Annotated in this window: 19 protein-coding genes and 7 tRNA genes; 4 read left to right on the forward strand and 22 right to left on the reverse strand. The window is 62.2% G+C overall.

The window, feature by feature from the left end:
• Positions 1 to 21: 21 nt before the first annotated feature.
• From nuoF to purM, 16 genes are all read right to left on the reverse strand, one after another.
• Complete coding sequence (nuoF, locus tag GE253_RS09305; RefSeq protein ID WP_153203836.1) at positions 22 to 1,320, reverse strand: NADH-quinone oxidoreductase subunit NuoF; 1,299 nt, start codon at positions 1,318 to 1,320, stop codon at positions 22 to 24.
• Positions 1,321 to 1,336: 16 nt separating this feature from the next.
• Positions 1,337 to 1,975, reverse strand: coding sequence for an NADH-quinone oxidoreductase subunit NuoE (gene nuoE, locus GE253_RS09310; RefSeq protein WP_153203837.1), 639 nt, complete (start codon positions 1,973 to 1,975; stop codon positions 1,337 to 1,339).
• Positions 1,972 to 3,126, reverse strand: coding sequence for an NADH-quinone oxidoreductase subunit D (locus GE253_RS09315; RefSeq protein ID WP_247878586.1), 1,155 nt, complete (start codon positions 3,124 to 3,126; stop codon positions 1,972 to 1,974). The genes nuoE and GE253_RS09315 overlap by 4 nt, the downstream gene beginning before the upstream one ends.
• 100 nt (positions 3,127 to 3,226) lie before the next feature.
• On the reverse strand, positions 3,227 to 3,868 hold the full coding sequence (locus GE253_RS09320; protein ID WP_153203839.1) for an NADH-quinone oxidoreductase subunit C: 642 nt from the start codon (positions 3,866 to 3,868) through the stop codon (positions 3,227 to 3,229).
• Between the two features lie 35 nt (positions 3,869 to 3,903).
• The gene (locus tag GE253_RS09325) at positions 3,904 to 4,476 is read right to left on the reverse strand and encodes an NADH-quinone oxidoreductase subunit B (RefSeq protein ID WP_153203840.1); all 573 of its coding nucleotides are present in this window, start codon (positions 4,474 to 4,476) and stop codon (positions 3,904 to 3,906) included.
• Positions 4,477 to 4,510: 34 nt separating this feature from the next.
• On the reverse strand, positions 4,511 to 4,891 hold the full coding sequence (locus tag GE253_RS09330) for an NADH-quinone oxidoreductase subunit A (RefSeq protein ID WP_153203841.1): 381 nt from the start codon (positions 4,889 to 4,891) through the stop codon (positions 4,511 to 4,513).
• A 437-nt stretch (positions 4,892 to 5,328) separates the two neighbouring features.
• Positions 5,329 to 5,405 (reverse strand) — tRNA-Asp (locus tag GE253_RS09335).
• A gap of 74 nt (positions 5,406 to 5,479) precedes the next feature.
• Positions 5,480 to 5,556, reverse strand: a tRNA-Asp gene (locus tag GE253_RS09340).
• A 39-nt stretch (positions 5,557 to 5,595) separates the two neighbouring features.
• Positions 5,596 to 5,672, reverse strand: a tRNA-Asp gene (locus tag GE253_RS09345).
• A gap of 222 nt (positions 5,673 to 5,894) precedes the next feature.
• Positions 5,895 to 5,969, reverse strand: a tRNA-Val gene (locus tag GE253_RS09350).
• A 161-nt stretch (positions 5,970 to 6,130) separates the two neighbouring features.
• Entirely contained in the window at positions 6,131 to 6,403 is a 273-nt protein-coding gene (locus tag GE253_RS09355; RefSeq protein ID WP_089288043.1) for an HU family DNA-binding protein, read from the reverse strand.
• A 143-nt stretch (positions 6,404 to 6,546) separates the two neighbouring features.
• Complete coding sequence (gene lon, locus GE253_RS09360) at positions 6,547 to 8,955, reverse strand: endopeptidase La (protein WP_153203842.1); 2,409 nt, start codon at positions 8,953 to 8,955, stop codon at positions 6,547 to 6,549.
• Between the two features lie 287 nt (positions 8,956 to 9,242).
• Positions 9,243 to 9,467, reverse strand: coding sequence for a hypothetical protein (locus tag GE253_RS09365; RefSeq protein ID WP_153203843.1), 225 nt, complete (start codon positions 9,465 to 9,467; stop codon positions 9,243 to 9,245).
• Positions 9,468 to 9,565: 98 nt separating this feature from the next.
• Positions 9,566 to 10,024, reverse strand: a complete 459-nt coding sequence (locus tag GE253_RS09370; protein ID WP_153203844.1) for a GNAT family N-acetyltransferase — start codon at positions 10,022 to 10,024, stop codon at positions 9,566 to 9,568.
• 13 nt (positions 10,025 to 10,037) lie between these two features.
• The gene (purN, locus tag GE253_RS09375; RefSeq protein WP_348770805.1) at positions 10,038 to 10,691 is read right to left on the reverse strand and encodes a phosphoribosylglycinamide formyltransferase; all 654 of its coding nucleotides are present in this window, start codon (positions 10,689 to 10,691) and stop codon (positions 10,038 to 10,040) included.
• Complete coding sequence (gene purM / locus GE253_RS09380; protein WP_173012569.1) at positions 10,688 to 11,755, reverse strand: phosphoribosylformylglycinamidine cyclo-ligase; 1,068 nt, start codon at positions 11,753 to 11,755, stop codon at positions 10,688 to 10,690. Before purM ends, purN begins: the two co-directional genes overlap by 4 nt.
• A 108-nt stretch (positions 11,756 to 11,863) precedes the next feature.
• Here purM and GE253_RS09385 point away from each other — a divergent pair, with 108 nt between their 5' ends.
• From GE253_RS09385 to GE253_RS09400, 4 genes are all read left to right on the forward strand, one after another.
• Positions 11,864 to 13,024 carry a DUF2066 domain-containing protein gene (locus tag GE253_RS09385; protein WP_153203846.1) on the forward strand — a complete coding sequence of 387 codons (1,161 nt, stop codon included), beginning with the start codon at positions 11,864 to 11,866 and terminating at the stop codon, positions 13,022 to 13,024.
• 339 nt (positions 13,025 to 13,363) lie between these two features.
• Positions 13,364 to 13,969 (forward strand): CDP-alcohol phosphatidyltransferase family protein, encoded by a 606-nt coding sequence (locus tag GE253_RS09390; protein WP_247878568.1) that lies wholly within the window; start codon positions 13,364 to 13,366, stop codon positions 13,967 to 13,969.
• Positions 13,966 to 15,126 (forward strand): AI-2E family transporter, encoded by a 1,161-nt coding sequence (locus tag GE253_RS09395; protein WP_153203847.1) that lies wholly within the window; start codon positions 13,966 to 13,968, stop codon positions 15,124 to 15,126. The genes GE253_RS09390 and GE253_RS09395 overlap by 4 nt, the downstream gene beginning before the upstream one ends.
• A 14-nt stretch (positions 15,127 to 15,140) precedes the next feature.
• Positions 15,141 to 15,872, forward strand: a complete 732-nt coding sequence (locus tag GE253_RS09400) for a DnaA/Hda family protein (RefSeq protein WP_153203848.1) — start codon at positions 15,141 to 15,143, stop codon at positions 15,870 to 15,872.
• A 17-nt stretch (positions 15,873 to 15,889) separates the two neighbouring features.
• On the opposite strand, the gene GE253_RS09405 is transcribed toward GE253_RS09400, so the two are convergent.
• From GE253_RS09405 to mrdA, 6 genes are all read right to left on the reverse strand, one after another.
• Complete coding sequence (locus GE253_RS09405; RefSeq protein WP_153203849.1) at positions 15,890 to 16,477, reverse strand: protein-tyrosine-phosphatase; 588 nt, start codon at positions 16,475 to 16,477, stop codon at positions 15,890 to 15,892.
• A gap of 71 nt (positions 16,478 to 16,548) precedes the next feature.
• Positions 16,549 to 16,624: transfer RNA gene (locus tag GE253_RS09410), tRNA-Lys, on the reverse strand.
• A 35-nt stretch (positions 16,625 to 16,659) separates the two neighbouring features.
• A tRNA-Lys gene (locus GE253_RS09415) sits at positions 16,660 to 16,735 on the reverse strand.
• A 36-nt stretch (positions 16,736 to 16,771) separates the two neighbouring features.
• A tRNA-Lys gene (locus tag GE253_RS09420) sits at positions 16,772 to 16,847 on the reverse strand.
• A gap of 167 nt (positions 16,848 to 17,014) precedes the next feature.
• Positions 17,015 to 18,166, reverse strand: a complete 1,152-nt coding sequence (rodA, locus tag GE253_RS09425; protein WP_153203850.1) for a rod shape-determining protein RodA — start codon at positions 18,164 to 18,166, stop codon at positions 17,015 to 17,017.
• Between the two features lie 2 nt (positions 18,167 to 18,168).
• Positions 18,169 to 20,073, reverse strand: a complete 1,905-nt coding sequence (gene mrdA / locus GE253_RS09430) for a penicillin-binding protein 2 (RefSeq protein WP_348770806.1) — start codon at positions 20,071 to 20,073, stop codon at positions 18,169 to 18,171.
• Position 20,074: the final 1 nt, after the last annotated feature.

The following is a 20,074-nucleotide window of genomic DNA, read 5'->3' on the forward strand; positions in this document are numbered from 1 at the left end:
GTATCCTCTCGGGCCCCCGACTTACTCTGCGGCCACGCGCGCGCCGAGTTCGGCGTGCGTGCGGTATTCAAGAATGCGGCGTTCCACCTCGGGGCGGAAATGACGCATCAAACCCTGGATCGGCCACGCGGCGGCATCACCCAGCGCGCAGATCGTGTGGCCTTCCACCTGCTTGGTCACGTCCAGCAGCATGTCGATTTCCTCGACACGGGCATTACCCTTCACCAGACGTTCCATCACGCGCCACATCCAGCCCGTGCCTTCACGGCAGGGCGTGCACTGGCCGCAGCTTTCATGCATGTAGAATTTCGACAGGCGGGCGATAGCGCGGACAATATCGGTCGATTTGTCCATGACGATGACAGCCGCCGTGCCCAGGCCCGACCGGACCTCACGCAGGCTGTCGAAATCCATCAACACCGTGTCGCAAATTTCCTTGGGCAGCAGCGGCACCGAGGAACCGCCGGGGATGATGGCCAGCAGGTTATCCCAACCGCCACGCACGCCGCCGCAATGCTTCTCAATCAGTTCCTTCAGCGGAATGCCCATCTCTTCTTCGACGGTTGCCGGCTGGTTCACATGACCGGAAATGCAGAATAGCTTGGTGCCGCTGTTCTTCGGACGGCCCAGACCGGCGAACCAGGACGGGCCCCGACGCAGAATGGTGGGAACCACGGCTATGGATTCGACGTTATTCACCGTCGTCGGGCGGGAATAGAGGCCCGCCATGGCCGGGAAGGGCGGCTTGTTACGCGGCTGCCCCTTCTTGCCCTCGATGCTCTCGATCAGCGCCGTCTCTTCACCGCAAATATAGGCTCCAGCACCCAGATGCAGATAGACGTCGTGATCATAGCCGGAGCCACAGGCGTTCTTGCCGATCAGACCGGAAGCATAAGCCTCGTCAATCGCGCGCTGAACGTTGGCGGCTTCGTAGTAGAACTCACCGCGGATATAAATATAGGTGGCCGTAGCGCCAATGGCGAAACCGGCGATCAGGCAGCCTTCGATCAGCTTGTGCGGATCGTGGCGCATGATTTCCCGATCCTTACAGGTACCGGGCTCGCCCTCGTCGGCATTCACCACCAGATATACGGGACCATTGCTGGTCTTGGGCATGAAGGACCACTTCATGCCGGTGGAGAAGCCAGCGCCACCGCGGCCACGCAGGCCGGATTCCTTCACCAGCTCAATGATCTTTTCACGGCCGAGATCCAGGATCTCCTTGGTGCCAGACCAGTCACCACGGGTCTTGGCACCATCCAGGAACGGGCTTTCAAAGCCGTAGAGGTTGGTGAAGATGCGGTCTTCATCGCGAAGCATGATCTCTCCCCTCCCCTCAGTTCTGCGGCTTGACGCCAGCGGCCAAGGCCGACTGGGTGAGCGTGGTCGGACCGCCCGACGGGCAGGACCGCAAACGGCCATTCTGCGGGCCAACCGTCGGCTTCTCGCCGCGCGCCAGCGCATCGAGAACCTTTTCCGTCGTCTCCGCCGTCAGGTCTTCATAGAAATCGTCACCGATCTGCATCATCGGTGCGTTCACGCAGGCACCAAGGCATTCCACCTCGATCACGGTGAACTGGCCGTCCGGCGTCGTCTGGCCGGCCTTGATACCCAGCTTCTTCTCACAAGCGTGCAGCACCTCGTCCGATCCGCGCAGCCAGCACGGGGTCGTGGTGCAAACCTGGACGAAGTGCTTACCGACCGGCTTCAGATTGTACATCGTATAGAAGCTGGCCACTTCCAGCGCCCGGATCGGGGCCATGTCCAGATAGTGTGCCACATAATCGATGGCGACCTTGGGCAGCCAGCCGCCGCACTGGCGCTGGGCCAGGTCAAGCAGCGGCATCACCGCGCTCTGCTGACGGCCTTCGGGATATTTGGCGATGATGCGCTTGGCATGCTCCAGATTCTCCGCAGAGAATTCGAAGCTGGTCGGCTCCGCCACGGCGGGACCATGGGAATGGGCGGCACTCATCGGTCAATCTCTCCGAACACGATGTCCATGGAGCCGATGATCGCCACGGCATCGGCGAGCATGTGGCCCTTGGACATGAAATCCATCGCCTGCAGGTGCGAGAAACCGGTCGGGCGGATCTTGCAGCGGTACGGGCGGTTGGTGCCATCGGACACCAGATAGACGCCCAGCTCACCCTTCGGCGATTCGGTCGCCGTATAGGTCTCGCCGGCCGGCACGTGGTAGCCCTCGGTATACAGCTTGAAATGATGGATCAGGGATTCCATCGACCGCTTCATTTCGCCACGCGAGGGCGGCGACACCTTGCGGTCATTCACCTTCACCGGGCCCGGCGTCTTGGACAGCTTGTCCAGCGCCTGACGCATGATGGAGATGGATTGCTTCATCTCCTCCATCCGCACCAGATAGCGGGCGTAGCAGTCGCCGGTCAGGCCGACCGGAATGTCGAAATCGAATTCTTCGTAGCTGTCATAGGGCTGCGCCTTGCGCAGATCCCAGGCCACATTGGAACCGCGCAGCATCGGGCCACTGAAGCCCCAGGCCAGCGCGTCGGCGGCGCTGACGACGCCGATATCGACGGTGCGCTGCTTGAACACGCGGTTCTCACTCAGCAGGTTCTCCAGGTCGCTGTAGAACTTGGGGAACCGCTCCGTATATTCGAAAATATCGTCCGCCAAACCCGCCGGCAGGTCCAGATTGACCCCACCGGGGCGGAAATAGTTGGCATGCATACGAGCGCCCGACACGCGCTCGTAGAATTCCATCAGTTTCTCGCGCTCTTCAAAGCCCCACAGCGCCGGCGTGATGGCACCAACGTCGAGCGCGAAGGTCGTCAGATTCAGCAGATGGTTCAGAACACGCGTCAGCTCAGCATAGAGCACGCGAATATATTGGCCACGCTTGGGCGGGGTGATGCCCAGCAGCTTCTCCACCGACAAAACCCAGGTGTGCTCCATCGACATCGGGGACACATAATCCAACCGGTCGAAATAGGGCGTTGCCTGAGTATAGGTCTTGTACTCGATCAGCTTTTCGGTGCCGCGGTGCAGCAGACCGATATGCGGATCGGCGCGTTCGACGATTTCGCCGTCCATCTCCATCACCAGGCGCAGCACACCATGCGCTGCCGGGTGCTGGGGGCCGAAATTCATCGTCAGCGGCTTGATCTGCACTTCACCGGGCTGGCCGGCGGTGGCGATCCCGGCACCTGTCTGGGTTGCGACGTTGGTCGTTGCCATTGGGACGGCCCCCTTAACGCTTAGCCGCGGGCGTCGGCGCGCCCAGCGGAATGACAGCCTTCTCATCACCCGGCAACTGCACGTCGGTCATGCCTTCCCAGGGAGAGAGGAAATCGAAGGTGCGGAAATCCTGCCGCAGGGTCACCGGCTCATAGACGACGCGCTTCTGCTCTTCGTCGTAGCGTAGCTCGACATAGCCGGTCAGCGGGAAGTCCTTGCGCAGCGGATGCCCCTCGAAACCGTAATCGGTGAGGATGCGGCGCAGGTCCGGGTTATCGGCAAAGAAAATACCGTAAAGATCCCAGGCCTCGCGCTCAAACCAGCCCGCAACCGGATAGAGGGAGACGACGGAGGGCACAGGCGTGTCCTCATCCGTCGTCACCTTTACCCGGATACGGTGGTTATGCTTGACGCTCAGCAGGTTGTAGACCACCTCGAACCGCTCAGGGCGGCTGGGATAGTCCACGCCGGCGATGTCGGCCAGCATCTCGCAGCGGGTCGTCGAGTCGTCGCGCAGGAACTGGATGCCACGCAACGCGCCTTCGCGCGTCAGCGTCACCATCAATTCACCATACGCCACCTCGGTCTTCACCACAGCAGCGCCCAGGGCACCACTGATATAGTCACCGAGTTCTTTCAGGGCCTCATCGCTCATAGCCAAGCGTCCTACAAACCGTCTTTAGCCAAAACTCAGGCGCGGATCAGGCGATTGCCGCCCTTGATCTTCTTCTGCAATTGCAGAATGCCGTAGACCAGCGCCTCGGCGGTCGGCGGGCAGCCGGGAACATAGATATCCACCGGCACGATGCGGTCGCAGCCGCGCACGACGGAGTAGGAATAATGGTAATAGCCGCCGCCATTGGCGCAGCTACCCATGGAGATGACCCACCGCGGCTCCGCCATCTGGTCATAGACCTTGCGCAGCGCCGGGGCCATCTTGTTGCAAAGGGTGCCGGCAACGATCATCACGTCCGACTGACGCGGGCTGGGGCGCGGAATCACACCGAACCGATCCAGATCGTAGCGCGCCATGTAGGAATGGATCATCTCCACCGCGCAGCAGGCCAGACCGAAGGTCATCGGCCACAGCGAACCGGTGCGCGCCCAGGTCACAAGATCATCCATCTTGGCGACGATGAAGCCCTTATCCTCGATCTCCGTCGTGACGGCCTTCAAATAGGCGTCCTGAGCGGAACCGGGCGGCAGCGGGCTGGTGTTGGTCACGACACTGTTGGCGTTGCCGGTGACGAGATTGTTGCTCATGGCGCTGTTGCTCCCTGGCGGCGCGGAAACGGGATCACTCCCACTCCAGCGCGCCCTTCTTCCATTCATAGATGAAGCCGACGGTCAGGATGCCCAGGAAGACCATCATCGACCAGAAACCGAACATCCCGATGCCACCCAGGGAAATAGCCCAGGGAAACAGGAACGCCACTTCCAGATCGAAGATGATGAACAGGATGGCAACCAGATAGAAACGCACATCGAATTTGCTGCGCGCATCGTCGAACGCTTCGAAACCGCATTCGTAGGCAGAGAGCTTCTCGCTATCCGGCTTCTTGGGGCCCACCAGCATGGCGGCACCAACCATCGCACCGGCGATCACGGTAGCGATAACCAGGAAGACCAGGATCGGGAGATATTGCACCAACAGCGGGTTGGACAACGGATCGGACATCGTCACACCGTTTCAGCCTGGGCTTATGCCACGTCGCACTACCGGTCCGTATTAACGGGCCGGTTGGACATATGGCAAAACCGCAGGCGGTTCATGGACTGGCAGGCTTGCGAGGGACACCCCAAGCCCAACGGAATATAGGCCCCTGCCCCGCACAAAGGAAAGCGAATTACGCCATTTTTTGGCCTGAGAAACGTTCTCAACTCCATGGAAATGGTTGGCTTTCCGCCTTTTGATGCGCTGCGGCAAGGCAGCCTTGCATGGACGGTGAGGCTGGCGTGAAATTGCCTGCTCCAACGTCCCTGTATGCCTGTACCCGCACCGGAGACCCGATGATGGACACAGGCGACAAACCCATGATCAAAAAGCAAAAAAGCCGTACAGAACGCTGGCGGCGCTCTACGGCTTTTTGCATCAAGTTATCGCATGTAAGGAAGTGGCGCGAGTGACGGGACTTGAACCCGCGGCCTCCGGCGTGACAGGCCGGCGCTCTAACCAACTGAGCTACACCCGCGCAGGGTGGGAAGTTTTACCGCCCCTTCCTAAGGGCATTGTCTTTAGGGCGCCATCACCCTTTGTCATAGGGGGTGGCGCGAGTGACGGGACTTGAACCCGCGGCCTCCGGCGTGACAGGCCGGCGCTCTAACCAACTGAGCTACACCCGCACAGCAAAACCAGTCTGCTGGCTTAAACCTCGTGGAGAGTGGCGCGAGTGACGGGACTTGAACCCGCGGCCTCCGGCGTGACAGGCCGGCGCTCTAACCAACTGAGCTACACCCGCTTAACTCTTCCCGGCGCCGTCGTTTCGTTTCCGATCACCCCGTCGCCGTGAGGTGGGCGGGTGTATAAGCGACCCACCCACCCTTGTCAAACATGAAATCGCTTTTTTTTGAAAATCCTTTCTTTCGACCACAAACCCAGAAGCAAGCCATGGGGCGTAGACAGAAAAAAGGCCACCCGATGTCAACCGGCGGCCTGATTCATCAGATATTTCAAGAGGAAATGGTGGGCGGTGAGGGAGTCGAACCCCCGACCTGCGGTGTGTAAAACCGAAGCTCTACCTCTGAGCTAACCGCCCGAACCATTTGCGGGGGCGACATTAGCGGCGTCGCGTAAAGAATCAACCCCGTTCTTCATCTAAGCCATAAAAAAGAAAACGGGCGTGCCTTCTGGCCGCCCGTTTCATCATCAAATGGGTACACCCGGCCGGAATCCGGCCGGAAGCATCCAAACGCCAGATCAGTTCAGCGCGTCCTTCAGGCCCTTGCCGGGCTTGAACTTCGGCTGCTTGCTGGCGGAGATGGCGATCTTCTCACCGGTGCGGGGATTACGGCCTTCGGAAGCCGCACGCTCGGCAACGGCGAAGGTGCCGAAACCAACCAAACGCACTTCGTCGCCCTTCTGCAGCGCGCCGGTGATCCCATCGAAGACCGCATCCACGGCCTTATTCGCGTCCGCCTTGGACAAACCAGCCGCTTCGGCGACCACGGCAACGAGATCGTTCTTGTTCACTTAAGGCCCCCCTCATCAAGAGAGTATCGGTTGCGCGTGCCCGAACGGCATGTCCAGGCACAAAGAGATTGGATACCGCTGCCGACGCCCACAATGGTCGGGGGGGCAGCGGGAACCCAATTCACACGATTTCCTGATCCACTTCAATGGCGAATCACGCCATCCCGGTCCTCTTCCCCAGCTTTTCCGGGCATCTGAGCCACTTCATCGGGCTCAGACCACTCGATTTCAACCGGAGCGGAGGCCAAAGCGTTGGCAATCACCTCATCAACCGTCGAAACCGGCACGATTGTCAGGCCCTTCTTCACATTGTCGGGAATCTCCGCCAGGTCCTTTTCATTCTCCTGGGGAATCAGAACCCGTTTGATACCGCCCCGCAGGGCGGCCAGCAGCTTCTCCTTCAGCCCGCCAATCGGCAGCACCTTGCCGCGCAGGGTGATTTCACCGGTCATGGCAATATCCTTGCGCACCGGAATCCCGGTCAGCACGGAGACGATGGTGGTGATCATGGCCACACCGGCAGAGGGGCCATCCTTTGGCGTGGCCCCTTCCGGCACATGGACATGGATGTCACGCCGCTCGAACAAGGTCGGCTTGATGCCAAATTTCAGCGCATTGGCCTTTACGTAAGATTCGGCCGCCTGCACCGATTCCTTCATCACGTCGCCCAGCTTGCCGGTGGTCTGGATGCGGCCCTTGCCGCGCAGCATCACCGCCTCGATGGTCAACAACTCACCGCCCACCTCGGTCCAGGCCAGACCGGTGGTTGCCCCCACCTGATCCTCCAGCTCCGCTTCGCCGAAGCGGAAGCGGCGGACGCCGGCGAATTTCTCCAGATTGTCCGGCGTCACCTTCACGGTCGTGACACCCTGCATCAGGATTTCCTTGATCGCCTTGCGGGCCAGATTGGCCAGTTCGCGTTCCAGCGAACGCACACCGGCTTCCCGCGTGTAATAGCGGATCACATCACGCAGCGCGTCGTCGGCGATGGCGAACTCGCCTTCCTTCAGCCCATGATCGGCCACCTGCTTGGCGATTAGGTGGCGCTTGGCGATCTCCACCTTCTCGTCCTCGGTGTAACCGGACAGGCGGATGATCTCCATACGGTCCAGCAGCGGCTGCGGCATCCGCAGCGAATTGGCCGTGCAGACGAACATCACGTCGGACAGGTCGTAATCCACCTCCAGATAATGGTCGCTGAAGGTGCTGTTCTGTTCCGGGTCCAGCACTTCCAGCAGGGCCGAAGACGGGTCGCCGCGCCAATCGGCGCCCAGCTTATCGATCTCGTCCAGCAGGAACAGCGGGTTGGAGGTCTTGGCCTTCTTCATGCCCTGGATGATCTTGCCGGGCATGGAGCCGATATAGGTGCGGCGGTGACCGCGCACCTCGGCCTCGTCGCGCACGCCGCCCAGCGACATGCGCACGAATGTGCGACCGGTGGCCTTGGCGATGGATTTGCCCAGCGAGGTCTTGCCTACACCCGGCGGACCGACCAGGCAGAGAATCGGCCCCTTCACCTTATCCATGCGCTGCTGCACGGCCAGATATTCAAGGATGCGCTCCTTGACCTTTTCCAGCCCGTGATGGTCGGCATTCAGAATGGATTCAGCGCCCTTGATGTCCTTTTTGACCTTGCTGCGCTTCTTCCAGGGAATCGACAGCATCCAGTCCAGATAGTTGCGCACCACCGTCGCCTCGGCGCTCATCGGGCTCATGGTGCGCAGCTTCTTGACCTCGGCCTGGGCCTTTTCGCGGGCTTCCTTGCTGAACTTGGTCTTGGCGATCTTTTCCTCGATCTCCGCCACCTCGTCCTTGCCGTCCTCGCCCTCGCCCAATTCCTTCTGAATGGCCTTCATCTGCTCATTCAGATAATATTCGCGTTGGGTCTTCTCCATCTGGCGCTTCACGCGGTTGCGGATGCGCTTTTCTACCTGCAGCACGCCGATCTCGCCTTCCATGAAGGCATAGACCTTCTCCAGCCGTTCAGCGACGGTGGGGGTCTCCAGCAATTGCTGCTTTTCGGGAATCTTCAGCTGAAGATGGCTGGCGATGGTATCGGCCAGCTTGCCCGGCTCCTCGATCTGGTTGATCGAGACCAGCACCTCGGGCGGAATCTTCTTGTTCAGCTTGATATATTGCTCAAACTGCGAGACGGCGGCGCGCGACAGCGCCTCCAGCTCCTGCGGCTCGCTGGCCGCTTCCTCGATCAGCTCGGCATAGGCCTGGAAGAATTCCTCGCTCTCGCCGAATTTGGTGATGGTGGCGCGCTTGCCGCCCTCAACCAGCACCTTGACGGTGCCGTCGGGCAGTTTCAGCAGCTGCAACACCGTGCCGACGGTGCCGACACTATAGATGTCGGCCGGCGTCGGATCATCCTGTGAAGCGTTCTTCTGGGTGACCAGCAGGATCTGCTTGTCATCCTTCATCACGTCTTCCAGCGCGCGGACCGACTTCTCGCGGCCCACGAACAGCGGGACGATCATATGGGGGAAGACGACGATGTCTCTCAGCGGAAGGACCGGGTAGAGAACACCACGGGGGATGTCCAGCATATCTATCTGCCTTCTGATCTCAATGCACCGCCAGCCCCGCTGGGCCTGGACCCGACCGCCCGCCCCAGATGGGCACGGCAATGAACGGTGGGTGACGGTTCAGTTGTTAACGTGGCACAGGGGTGTGCCCCCTTCAAGGGCTTGAACCGTGGCCAACGCGCACTAAAGGTCAGGGTAGGCGGATAAAGCGGTCTGTTCCGGGGGCGGAAAAATACAAAAAGGGCTGTCCGATCTTCACGGACAGCCCTTTGAGCGGCGTTCAATCGATTAAAACCGATTCGAAATACTTATATCTTACCCAGCAGGGCCAGAATGGCCGTAGCAACCCAGCCGATCAGCATGAAGAAGACCGCATAGCCCCAGCCCACGGCAAAATGCAGCATGAACATCAGCAAGATCAGCGTGACGCAGATGATGCTGATGGTGGTGAAGCGGGTGAAGGAATGCCACCCTTCCGCATGTTCGCGCACAAGCTTGTCATTGACGACCACCGGTCCGTGGCTGCCTGCCATGATTCTTCCTCCCTGAACGTCATATCGACCAGTTATGTCAATTATGTACAGGCGGAACGGTTCCATGCCAAGGGGGGATATGCTGACCAGTAAAGGGACTAGCGGATATCCTTCACCAGCCGCAGCGTCTCTTCTCCATAACCCTGCCGGGCATAGAAGGCGCGGCCACGCGCATTGCTGGCGAACACATCCAGGGCCACGGTGGCATAGCCCTGCTCACGGGCCCAGGATTCCACCGCCGCCATCAGGGCGGCGGCCACCCCCCTGCCCTCGGCCTCCGGGGTAACGGCCAGCAGCGGCACATAGGCGCATTGCCGATCGGTGAAGATATCCAGTTGCGGCTCAGCATGGATGAAGCCCAGCCGTTCATCCCCGTCGCAGGCGATGAAGGTGACGGCACCGGGCCGGGGGGCTTCCAGCGTTTCATGCATGAAGGCGCGCTGGAAATGCATCACCTCTTCCCCCGTGCGCCAGGCCAGATCGGCCACCCCGGCCAGACGCGGGGCCTGGGCATGGATGAAAGGCAGATCGTCGGCGGTGGCGGGGCGGATGATCATCGGATTTTAGCCGCTAAGAGGACGATGCCACGGGGCAGATCACCGGGGCCGGCACCTCTGCCGCTTCTATATGGACGACCGCCCCTTCCACCCGCACCCGTCCCTCACCGATCAGCCGCACGGCCAGGGGATAGGCCTGATGTTCCTGCACCAGCACGCGGGCGGCCAGATCGTCCGGATTGTCGCCGGTCAGCACCGGAACGGCGGCCTGCACGATGATCGGGCCTTCATCCATCACCTCGCGCACGTAATGCACGGTGCAGCCATGGAAGCGCACGCCAGCGGCCAGCGCGCGGGCATGAGTGTCGACACCGGGGAAGGAAGGCAGCAGCGACGGGTGGATGTTGATCAGCCGATCATGCCAATGGGCGACGAATCCACCCGTCAGCAGCCGCATGAAACCCGCCAGACAGACCAGCCCGACGCCGGCCTGTTCCAAGGCCGCCGTCATCGCCGCTTCATGCGCCGGCTTGTCGACGAAATCCTTCGGCTTCAGCACCAGGCTGGGGATGCCGGCGGCGGCGGCACGGGCCAGCCCGCCGGCATCGGCCTTGTTGGAGATGACCAAAGCCACCTCCGCCGGGAAATCCGGATCGCGGCAGGCGTCGATCAGGGCCTGCAGGTTCGACCCCCGGCCGGAGATCAGGACGCCCAGGCGCAGCTTCACGACCAACGCTCCAGCCCACTGATAACAACACGGTGGGCGGCAGCGTCGCGCGGCACCACGGTGCCGATGCGGCTGACCTTTTCACCCTTTTCGGTCAGCAGCGCCAGGGCTTCATCGGCCTTGTCGGCGGGGACAATGACCACCATGCCGATGCCGCAATTGAAGGTACGAGCCATTTCCGTGGCATCCACATTGCCGGTACGCTTCAGCCAGTTGAACACCGGCAGCAATTCCCAGGCGCCGGCATCCAGATCGACGCCCAACCCGTCGGGCAGCACGCGCGGGATATTTTCCAGCAGGCCGCCGCCCGTAATATGGGCCATGGCATGGACCAGACCGGCGCGCACCGCCGCCAGCAACGGCTTGACATAGATGCGCGTCGGGGTCAGCAGGGCTTCGCCCAGGCTGCAGCCTTCATCCCAGGGGCAGGCGCTTTCATAGGTCAGGCCGGAGACGCCCACCAGCTTGCGCACCAGCGAATAGCCGTTGGAATGCACACCGCTGGAAGCCAGACCCAGCACCACGTCACCGGCCTGCACCTTGTCGCCCACCAGCACCTGGGAACGTTCCACGGCACCGACAGAGAAGCCGGCCAGATCATAATCGCCCTCGGCATACATGCCGGGCATTTCCGCCGTCTCCCCGCCCACCAGGGCGCAACCGGCCTGGCGGCAGCCTTCGGCGATACCGGCGACGATGGCGCGACCGGCCGTCACATCCAGCTTGCCGGTGGCGTAATAATCCAGGAACAGCAGCGGCTCTGCCCCCTGAACCACCAGATCATTCACGCACATGGCAACCAGATCGATGCCCACCGTGTCATGGTGGTTGGCATCGATGGCGACCTTCAGCTTGGTGCCCACGCCGTCGGTGGTGGATACCAGCAGCGGATCGTGGAAGCCGGCGGCGCGCAGATCGAACAGGGCCCCGAAGCCACCCAGCCCGGCGTCGGAGCCGGTGCGGGCCGTCGATTTCGCCAGCGGCTTGATGGCCTCGACCAGCGCATTGCCCGCATCGATATCGACACCGGCATCCCGGTAGGAATAGCTGCTCATCGCCTTCATCCTCGCTGCTGGCGTAAAGGGGGCCGGGTGCGGTAGAACGGACCGCAACAAACCCGGCTCCGGACTGTTTAGACGGCGCCGAACATAGCAATATCGGAAGCCAAGGCAATGCCGGTTCCCTGCACCCCCGCTTTGCGCAAAGTCCTGTCCGCCACCCTGACCGTCCTGGCGCTGGCCCTGCCCGCCTGGGCTGCCCCGTCGGACGATCTGTTCACGGTGCGTGATGTTTCCGTCGATGTCACGGCGGATTCGGCCACGACGGCGCGCGATCGCGGCATCCGCGACGGCCAGCGCAAGGCGTTTGAGGCTTTGTTCGACCGGCTGACCCCGGACAGCGCCCGCAGCGCCCTGTCCGGCCTGGACGGCGCCAGCATCGACCAGATGGTGCAAAGCTTTGAGGTGCAGGAGGAGCGGACCTCCGCCGTGCGTTATCTCGGCCGGCTGGCCGTCACCTTCAATGCCCAGGCGGTGCGCAATTTCATGCGCAGCCATGGTGTCTCTTATACAGAGGTGCGGTCCAAGCCGGTGCTGGTTCTGCCGGTGGACCAGACCGGCGGCACGCCTGTGCTGTGGCAGGCGGAAACCGACTGGCGGCAAAGCTGGGCCAACCTGCCCCTGCAAGGCGGGCTGGTGCCGGTGGCCGTTCCTTATGGCGAAGCGGCGGACGTGGCGGATGTCGGGGTGGAGCAGGCCCTGTCCGGTGATGCCGTCGCCCTGCGCCGCATCGCGGACCGCTATCAGGCGGGCGACGTGGCCGTCGCCGTGCTGACCAACACCAGCGGCGGGGTCACCGCCACCGTCACGCTGCACCCGTCCAGCGGCAACCCGGAAAGCTTTACGGTCAGCCAGTCGACTCTAACGGCGGGTACTGACATGGCCGCGCGCGGGAACCCAACCCTGCAGGAAGCCGTCAACAAAATCGTCGGCCGGCTGGAGGAACGCTGGACCGCCGCCAATGTGGTGGTCGGCGGGAACGAGGGTGGGCTGAGCCTGAAGGTGCCTTTCACCGCCCAGAATGAATGGGTGGAAACCCGCCGCCGCCTTGCCAAGATTCCCACCATCACCCAAACCCGTATTGTCTCCCTGGTGCGTGGCGGGGCAGAGCTGGAGCTGCGCTACATGGGCGGGCTGGAACAGCTGCGCAATGCCCTGGCCCAGCAGGATCTGATCTTGAGCGACAGCGGCAATAGCGGGGAGCTGCGCTGGCGCGGGGCCGCAACGGCGGCCACCAACCCGCCAGCCCCTGCTCCTGCCCCTGCGGTGCCGTAAGGCAAGGTCGCGGGCAAAGCGGTTAGGTCAAAAAACGGCATCGGCGCACAGGCACCGGTGCCGTTTTTTATGCCCTCCCGGTTACCGGCGGCCAAATTGCCAATGATCAGAAGCGCTTGGCGATCCATGCACGGATTTGGACACATTATTCCTGAAACATGGGGATAATTTCATCAAAAGCGACTGGACAATGGGAACGTTATAGGAACATCTTTTCCCCAGCCGTGGATAATGGGGAATACGGGCATGGGGGTCCGGGTGGGGGCCGGGGCCTCTATAAGGCGTGAGCAAAAGCGCCTAGATTAAATCCAGAACCTGCCCTCGCCGGATCACGCCCAGATGACAACCGAAAAACCGAATCCAATGCTGCATGTGCCGAACCTGATCACAGGTGGCCGTCTGCTGGCCGTGCCGGTGACGGTATGGCTGATCTTGTCCGACCATCTAACCCTGGCTTTCTGGCTGTTCGTGCTGGCAGCCGTTTCTGACGGGCTGGACGGGATGATTGCGCGGCTGTTCCGGGCGCGCAGCAAGCTGGGCGCCTGGCTGGACCCGCTGGCCGACAAGGCCCTGCTGGTCGGTTGTTTTGTGGCCATGGCAACGGTGGGGCTGGTGCCGCTCTGGCTGGTGGCACTGATTCTGCTGCGGGATATCACCATTATCCTGGGGCTGGCCGTACTGCTGGTGATGCTGCGGGAGCGGCTATCCATCCAGCCGCTCTGGGTGGGCAAGCTGAATACCGCGCTGCAACTGGCCCTGGCTGCGCTGATTCTGGCCGTCTATGGCGCCCGTCTGGCCCCGGAAGAGTATGTATTGCCGGCGGAGCTGTTGGTGGCCGCCACCACGCTCTGGTCGATGGTGGCCTATGTGCTGCGCGGATTGTTCATCCTGCGTACACGTAATGCCGGGGACGATGCCGGCGACCAACCGGGAGACGCGGCATGACGGCCGGACGGCAATGGCGATTCTGGGTCTGGGGGCTGGTGGTCTTCATCGCCCTGATCTGGCTGCTGCGCAGCATGTTAGCCCCGTTCGTGGCCGGCATGGCGCTGGCCTATCTGCTGGACCCGGTGACCGACCGGCTGGAACGGCATATGCCCCGCTGGGCCGCCACCAGCGTGGTTCTGCTGGGATTCGCCCTGGCGGCGGTACTGGCCCTGCTGCTGCTGGTGCCGCTGCTGCAGGGTCAAATCGTGCAGTTGATCAATGCCGCCCCGCAATGGATCGCCTGGGCCAAACGGGAATTGCTGCCGCAGATTCAGCACTTCATCAACCGGCTCTCGCCGGAAGATATGGAACGGCTGCGCAGTGCCGCCGGTGATTATGCCGGCACCGCCATGAGCTGGACGGCTGATTTCCTGAAGGGGCTGGTCAGCCAGGGTGTCGCCCTGGTGGATATTCTCTCTGTCACCTTCATCACCCCCATCGTCGCCTTTTACCTGTTGCGCGACTGGGACCGGATGGTGGGGGCCATCAACAGCTGGCTTCCCCGCCAGCAAGCCGACACCATCCGCGAACAGGCCCGCGCCGTGGATATAACCCTGGCCGGGTTTGTGCGTGGGCAGGCCACAGTCTGCCTGGCGCTGGGCAGCTTCTACGCCATCGCGCTGAGCTTGGCCGGGCTGGATTTCGGCCTGATCGTCGGCATGATCTCCGGCCTGCTTTCCTTCATCCCCTTTGTCGGCTCGCTGGTGGGGTTCTGTGCCTCCGTCGGCATCGCCTTCTTCCAGTTCGACGAGGTGTGGCGGGTGGCCATTGTCGCCGGCATCTTTTTCTTCGGTCAGGCCATGGAAGGCAATGTGCTGACGCCCAAGCTGGTGGGCGACAAGGTGGGGCTGCATCCGGTCTGGGTGATCTTTGCCCTGATGGCCGGCGGCGCGCTGTTCGGATTCGTCGGGGTGCTGCTGGCCATGCCGGTGGCGGCCGTCATCGGGGTGCTGGTCCGATTCGCCATCACCCGTTACCTGGACAGCAGCCTCTATCACGGCCACCAGCCACCAGCCCCGCCCTGCCCTGACTTGGCAGCCGACCCGCTTCCCGCCAATCCCGCCGCGGAAGGGACCGACCTCCGCCGCCCCGCAGATATTCCGGCCGCACCATGATTATGGATACGACAATGCCCATCGGCTCCCTTCCTCCGGGACTGCCGTTGAGCAGCAGCCGGCAAATCCCCCTGGATCTGGGTCACCGTTCCGCCATGGGCGAGGCGGATTTCCTGGTGGCCCCCGGCAACCAGGATGCTGTGGCCTGGCTGGATAGCTGGCCGGACTGGCCGGCCCCGGCCCTGGTGATTTTCGGGCCCAGCGGTTCCGGCAAAAGCCATCTGGCGCAGATCTGGCGCGCCCGCGCGCGCGCCAACCTGTTGCAGGTGGATGATCTGCGCACTGACGACCTGCCCGACCTGCTGCACCCCACCCGCGCTGCCGTTCTGGACGGCGCGCAGCAGGTGGCCGGTGACCCGGTGCTGGAGCGCGCCTTGTTCCATCTCTACAATCTGGCGCGCGATGCCGGGGGCCATCTGCTGTTGCTGGCGGACAAGGCGCCCATCAATTGGGTGCTGCGCCTGCCGGACCTGCGTTCGCGCCTGCTGGCAGCCCCGGCCGTCGGTATGGCCGCCCCCGATGACGCCCTGTTCATGGCCGTGCTGGTGAAGCTGTTCGCCGACCGGCAGATCAGGGTGGGGGAGGAGGTGATTGTCTGGCTGCTGACCCGCACCGAACGCAGCTTTGCCAACGCCCGCCGGGTGGTGGACCGACTGGACCGGGAGGCGCTGGCGGCCAAGAAGCCGATCACTGTGCGCTTCTGCCGGCAAATTCTGGGCGACAGCGGCGAGTCGGCCTGGGCTTGATCGCCCTTCCCCACCGGTCAGCCGCCTTCCAGCAGCCGCACCTCCCGCCCCCGGTGATTTTTTTTCAGGTAATCCAGCCAATCCGCCGGCCAATGCGCCGTGGCCCGCTGATAGATGGCGGGCAAGGCCGCCAGCAATTCATCGCGGCAGCCCAGCATCTCCCCACCTATTTCCAGAATGCGCAGATTGGGCCAGGCCTGGGGCCGGATGCGCGCCACCTCCGCCAAAGCCTCTGCCGCCGGCCGATCAGGCCGCGCCTGGGCCAGAATCAGGGTCATCGCTGCGGTGGACCGCGACACACCCATATGGCAATGCACCAGCAGATGCGCCTTTGCCGGCGGCTCGGCGGTCAGGCTGCGCCCGAAATCGAGAATCTGGCGCACATGAGTCGGCTGTGGCGGCTGTTTGTCGGGCACCGGCTCCACCACATCATCGAATCGCAAATCCAGCCGCACATGCTCGCCATAGCCGCTGAAAACCGGCAGCTTGGACCGGCCAGGGTCCATGATCGACAGCATATGGCTGACGCCGACCTGGCAATGGTCAGGCAATTCCTCAATCCCGCATACGGTGATGCGGAAGGGGGCATATTGGGTGCTGAGCATAAAAAAACCCGCCGAGACTGATCTGTCTGGCGAGTATACCCGGATTTGATGTCAGGATGTTGTCTCAAGGTTGGTGGGCGCACAAGGACTCGAACCTTGGACCCGCTGATTAAGAGTCAGCTGCTCTACCAACTGAGCTATGCGCCCAACCTTGAAAGGCTGCAACGGTGATGGACCAAGGTTGGTGGGCGCACAAGGACTCGAACCTTGGACCCGCTGATTAAGAGTCAGCTGCTCTACCAACTGAGCTATGCGCCCAACCTTGATATCCGCCGTGGCGGCCATTTTTGGGAATGGTGGGCGCACAAGGACTCGAACCTTGGACCCGCTGATTAAGAGTCAGCTGCTCTACCAACTGAGCTATGCGCCCATTCCCAACCCGCTTTCGCGGCCCCGACGCTTCGTTCATCGCGTCGAGGCGCGCTGTGTAGCAAAGGGTTCACACCTTGTCGACAAGAAAATGAAGCCTGCCGACCGGGATTTCACGCAGCCTGGCACTGCAAGCAATTCAACCCTCTGCCCCCATCCCTGACGGGGTCAAAGGTCACCCATGCCCCGGCGCGACATGCGTACATCCCGGTGCACATGCACCGATAGCAGCAGCCCGAAACCGATCATCACCCCCAACGTCGCCGTGCCGCCATAGGAGATCAGTGGCAGCGGCACGCCCACCACAGGGATCAGCCCCATGATCATGGCCACATTGATGAAAAGATAAAGGAACAGGTTCACCGTGACGCCCAGCGCCAGCAGCTTGCCGAACTGATGGCGGCAGCGCCCGGCAATGATGAAGCCATAGAGCAACAGCAGCCCATAGAGGAACAGGAAGAACAGGCTGCCCACCAGCCCGAATTCCTCCGCCAGCATGGTGAAGATGAAGTCGGTCTGCTTTTCCGGCAGGAAGTTCAGATGGCTCTGCGTACCCTGCAGGAAGCCCTTGCCCATCAGCCCACCGGAACCAAACGCGATCTTCGACTGGGTGATGTGGTACCCGGTACCCAGCGGGTCACTATCCGGGTCCAGAAAGGTTTCCACCCGGTCGCGCTGATAATCATGCAGTACGAACTGCCAGGTCAGCGGCACGGCGATGATGATAGCGGCGATGAGCACGCCGAACTTCCACAGCCGCACCCCGGACAGGAAGAACAGCGCCCCCGCCGCCATCACCAGCATCAGCGAGGTGCCAAGATTGGGCTGAGCCAGCACCAACGCCACCGGCGCGCCCACCAGCAGCAAGGGCGGAATCAGAAAGGGGATGCGGCCACTATCTTCCAGCGTGGCGCCGTGGAAATAGCGGGCCAGCACCATCACCAGCGTCACCTTCATGATCTCGGATGGCTGCAACTGGATGATGCCCAGATCAATCCAGCGCTGCGCCCCCTTGCCAACATTGCCGAACAAATCCACCCCGATCAGCAGCAGCATGACGATGCCATAGAGCGGGTAGGCCAACTTCATCCAGAAGCGGATATCGATCAGCGCAATCAGCAGCATCGCCACCAGCCCCACGCCGAACCGCAGCATCTGGCGGGAGGCCCAGGGATCGAAATGGCCATTGGCGGCGGAATAGAGCATGGCAAAGCCAATGCTGGCCACCAGGGTGATGAGAAGGACCAGACTCCAGGAAATCTGGCCCAGCTTCTCCCCGATGGTCATCGCCCCCCGGTCGATGGAGAGGTCCAGGCTCATGGTTATTGCCCCGTGCTGCCGGCATCAGGCCGGGAAGGTGCGGTGGCCGGTTCCGGCTGCTGGGCCACGCTGGCGCGGGCCGCGTCCAGCATCTGGCATTCCAGCAGAATGTCGCGGGCGATCGGCCCCGCGACACCGCCGCCGCTGCTGCCATGTTCCACAAACACGGCGCAGGCATATTTCGGCGCATCCACTGGGGCAAAGGCGACGAACAGCGCATGGTCACGCTCCCGCCAGGCCAGATCCTCGTTCTTGCGCACGCCGCTGCTGCGCTCCGCCATGGAGATTCGGCGTACCTGGGCGCTGCCCGATTTGCCCGCCATCTCCATACCCGGAATGGTGATGCGCGATTTGTAGGCGGTACCACCTGGTATATTGGTCACGGCATTCATGCCTTTCAGCACGACCGCCAGATTCTCCGGCTTAACATCAATCCGTGGCCATTCCGTCTGTTCACGGTACTGACCTTCGATGGATTTGGCCAGATGCGGCTGCACCACATGGCCACTGGCCAGCCGCGCCGTCATCACCGCCAACTGCAAAGGCGTCGCCAGCACGTAGCCCTGGCCCATACTGGCGATCAGGGTTTCGCCGGGGTGCCAGGCAGCCTTCAACGCCCGACGTTTCCAGGCCGGATCAGGCACCAGACCGGGCCGTTCCCCCGGCAGTTCCAGCCCCACCTTGTCACCCAGCCCAAATTTGCGGGCCATGGCGGCAATTCGGTCCATACCAATGCGCTGAGCCAGATCATAGAAATAGACGTCGCAGCTGTTCATCAGCGCGCCAACCATATCCAGAGTGCCATGGCCGCCGCGCCGCCAGCAATGGAAGCGGTGGCTGCCCAGTTCGATATGGCCGGAACAGGTGACGCGATGATCGGCATTGACGATGCCCGATTCCAGCGCTGCCAAGGCCGTGATCATCTTGAAGGTCGATCCTGGCGGATATTGGCCGGCAATCGCCTTGTTGATCAACGGCGTCCGTTCATCCTTCAGCAAGGCCTGATAGGCATCATAGCCAATGCCCACGGCGAACTGATTAGGATCGAAGGCGGGGCAGGAACAGAGCGCCTGGATACCGCCGGTGCGCACATCGATCACCACGGCGGCGGCACTCATTTCCGCCGACAGACGCTGATGTACATAATGCTGCAGCTTGGCATCCAGCGTCAGCGTGGTTTCCCGCCCCGGCTGGCCATTATCGCGCGACAGTTCACGAATTACCCGACCAACGGCATTGACCTCCAGCTGCTGGGTACCAGCGGCCCCGCGCAAGGCAGAATCAAACTGCTTCTCCACCCCACCCTTGCCGATGCGGAAGCCCGGCAGGGTCAACAACGGATCGTCGGATTTCTCCAGATCTTTATCGGTTGCGGCACCGACATAACCCAGGACATGGGCCAAAGCCTCCCCGAACGGATAGGAACGGACCTGCCCAACATCAATGGAGATGCCCGGCAGGTCGGGGAGATTGACCTCAATGGCGGAAACCTGATCCCAGCTCAGATTTTCCTTGATGGTGATAGGAGCAAAGGCGCGGGAGCGCTGCAGGTCACGCTGGATGCGCCGTTCATCAGCCTCGGTCAGCGGGACCAGCTTGCCGACCTCATCCAGAATCTGCCGCACGTCGCCGGCACGCTCTGAGACCACGGTGACGCTGAAATTCTGCTCATTCACCGCCAGCGGCACACCAAACCGGTCCAGTATCTGGCCGCGTGGCGGGGCCACCAGTCGCAGCGAGATGCGGTTATCATCCGCCAACATGCTGTAGCGGTCGCGCTCCACGATCTGCAGGTAATAGAGCCGTCCCACCAGCGCGGAAACGGCAGCCACCTGCATACCGCCCAGCACCAGCGTGCGGCGGCTCAGCATACGCTGTCGCTCGGCATCGCGATCATAGGCGGACAAG

Source organism: Niveispirillum sp. SYP-B3756 (genome assembly GCF_009495745.1).
In the GTDB taxonomy this organism is placed as follows: domain Bacteria; phylum Pseudomonadota; class Alphaproteobacteria; order Azospirillales; family Azospirillaceae; genus Niveispirillum.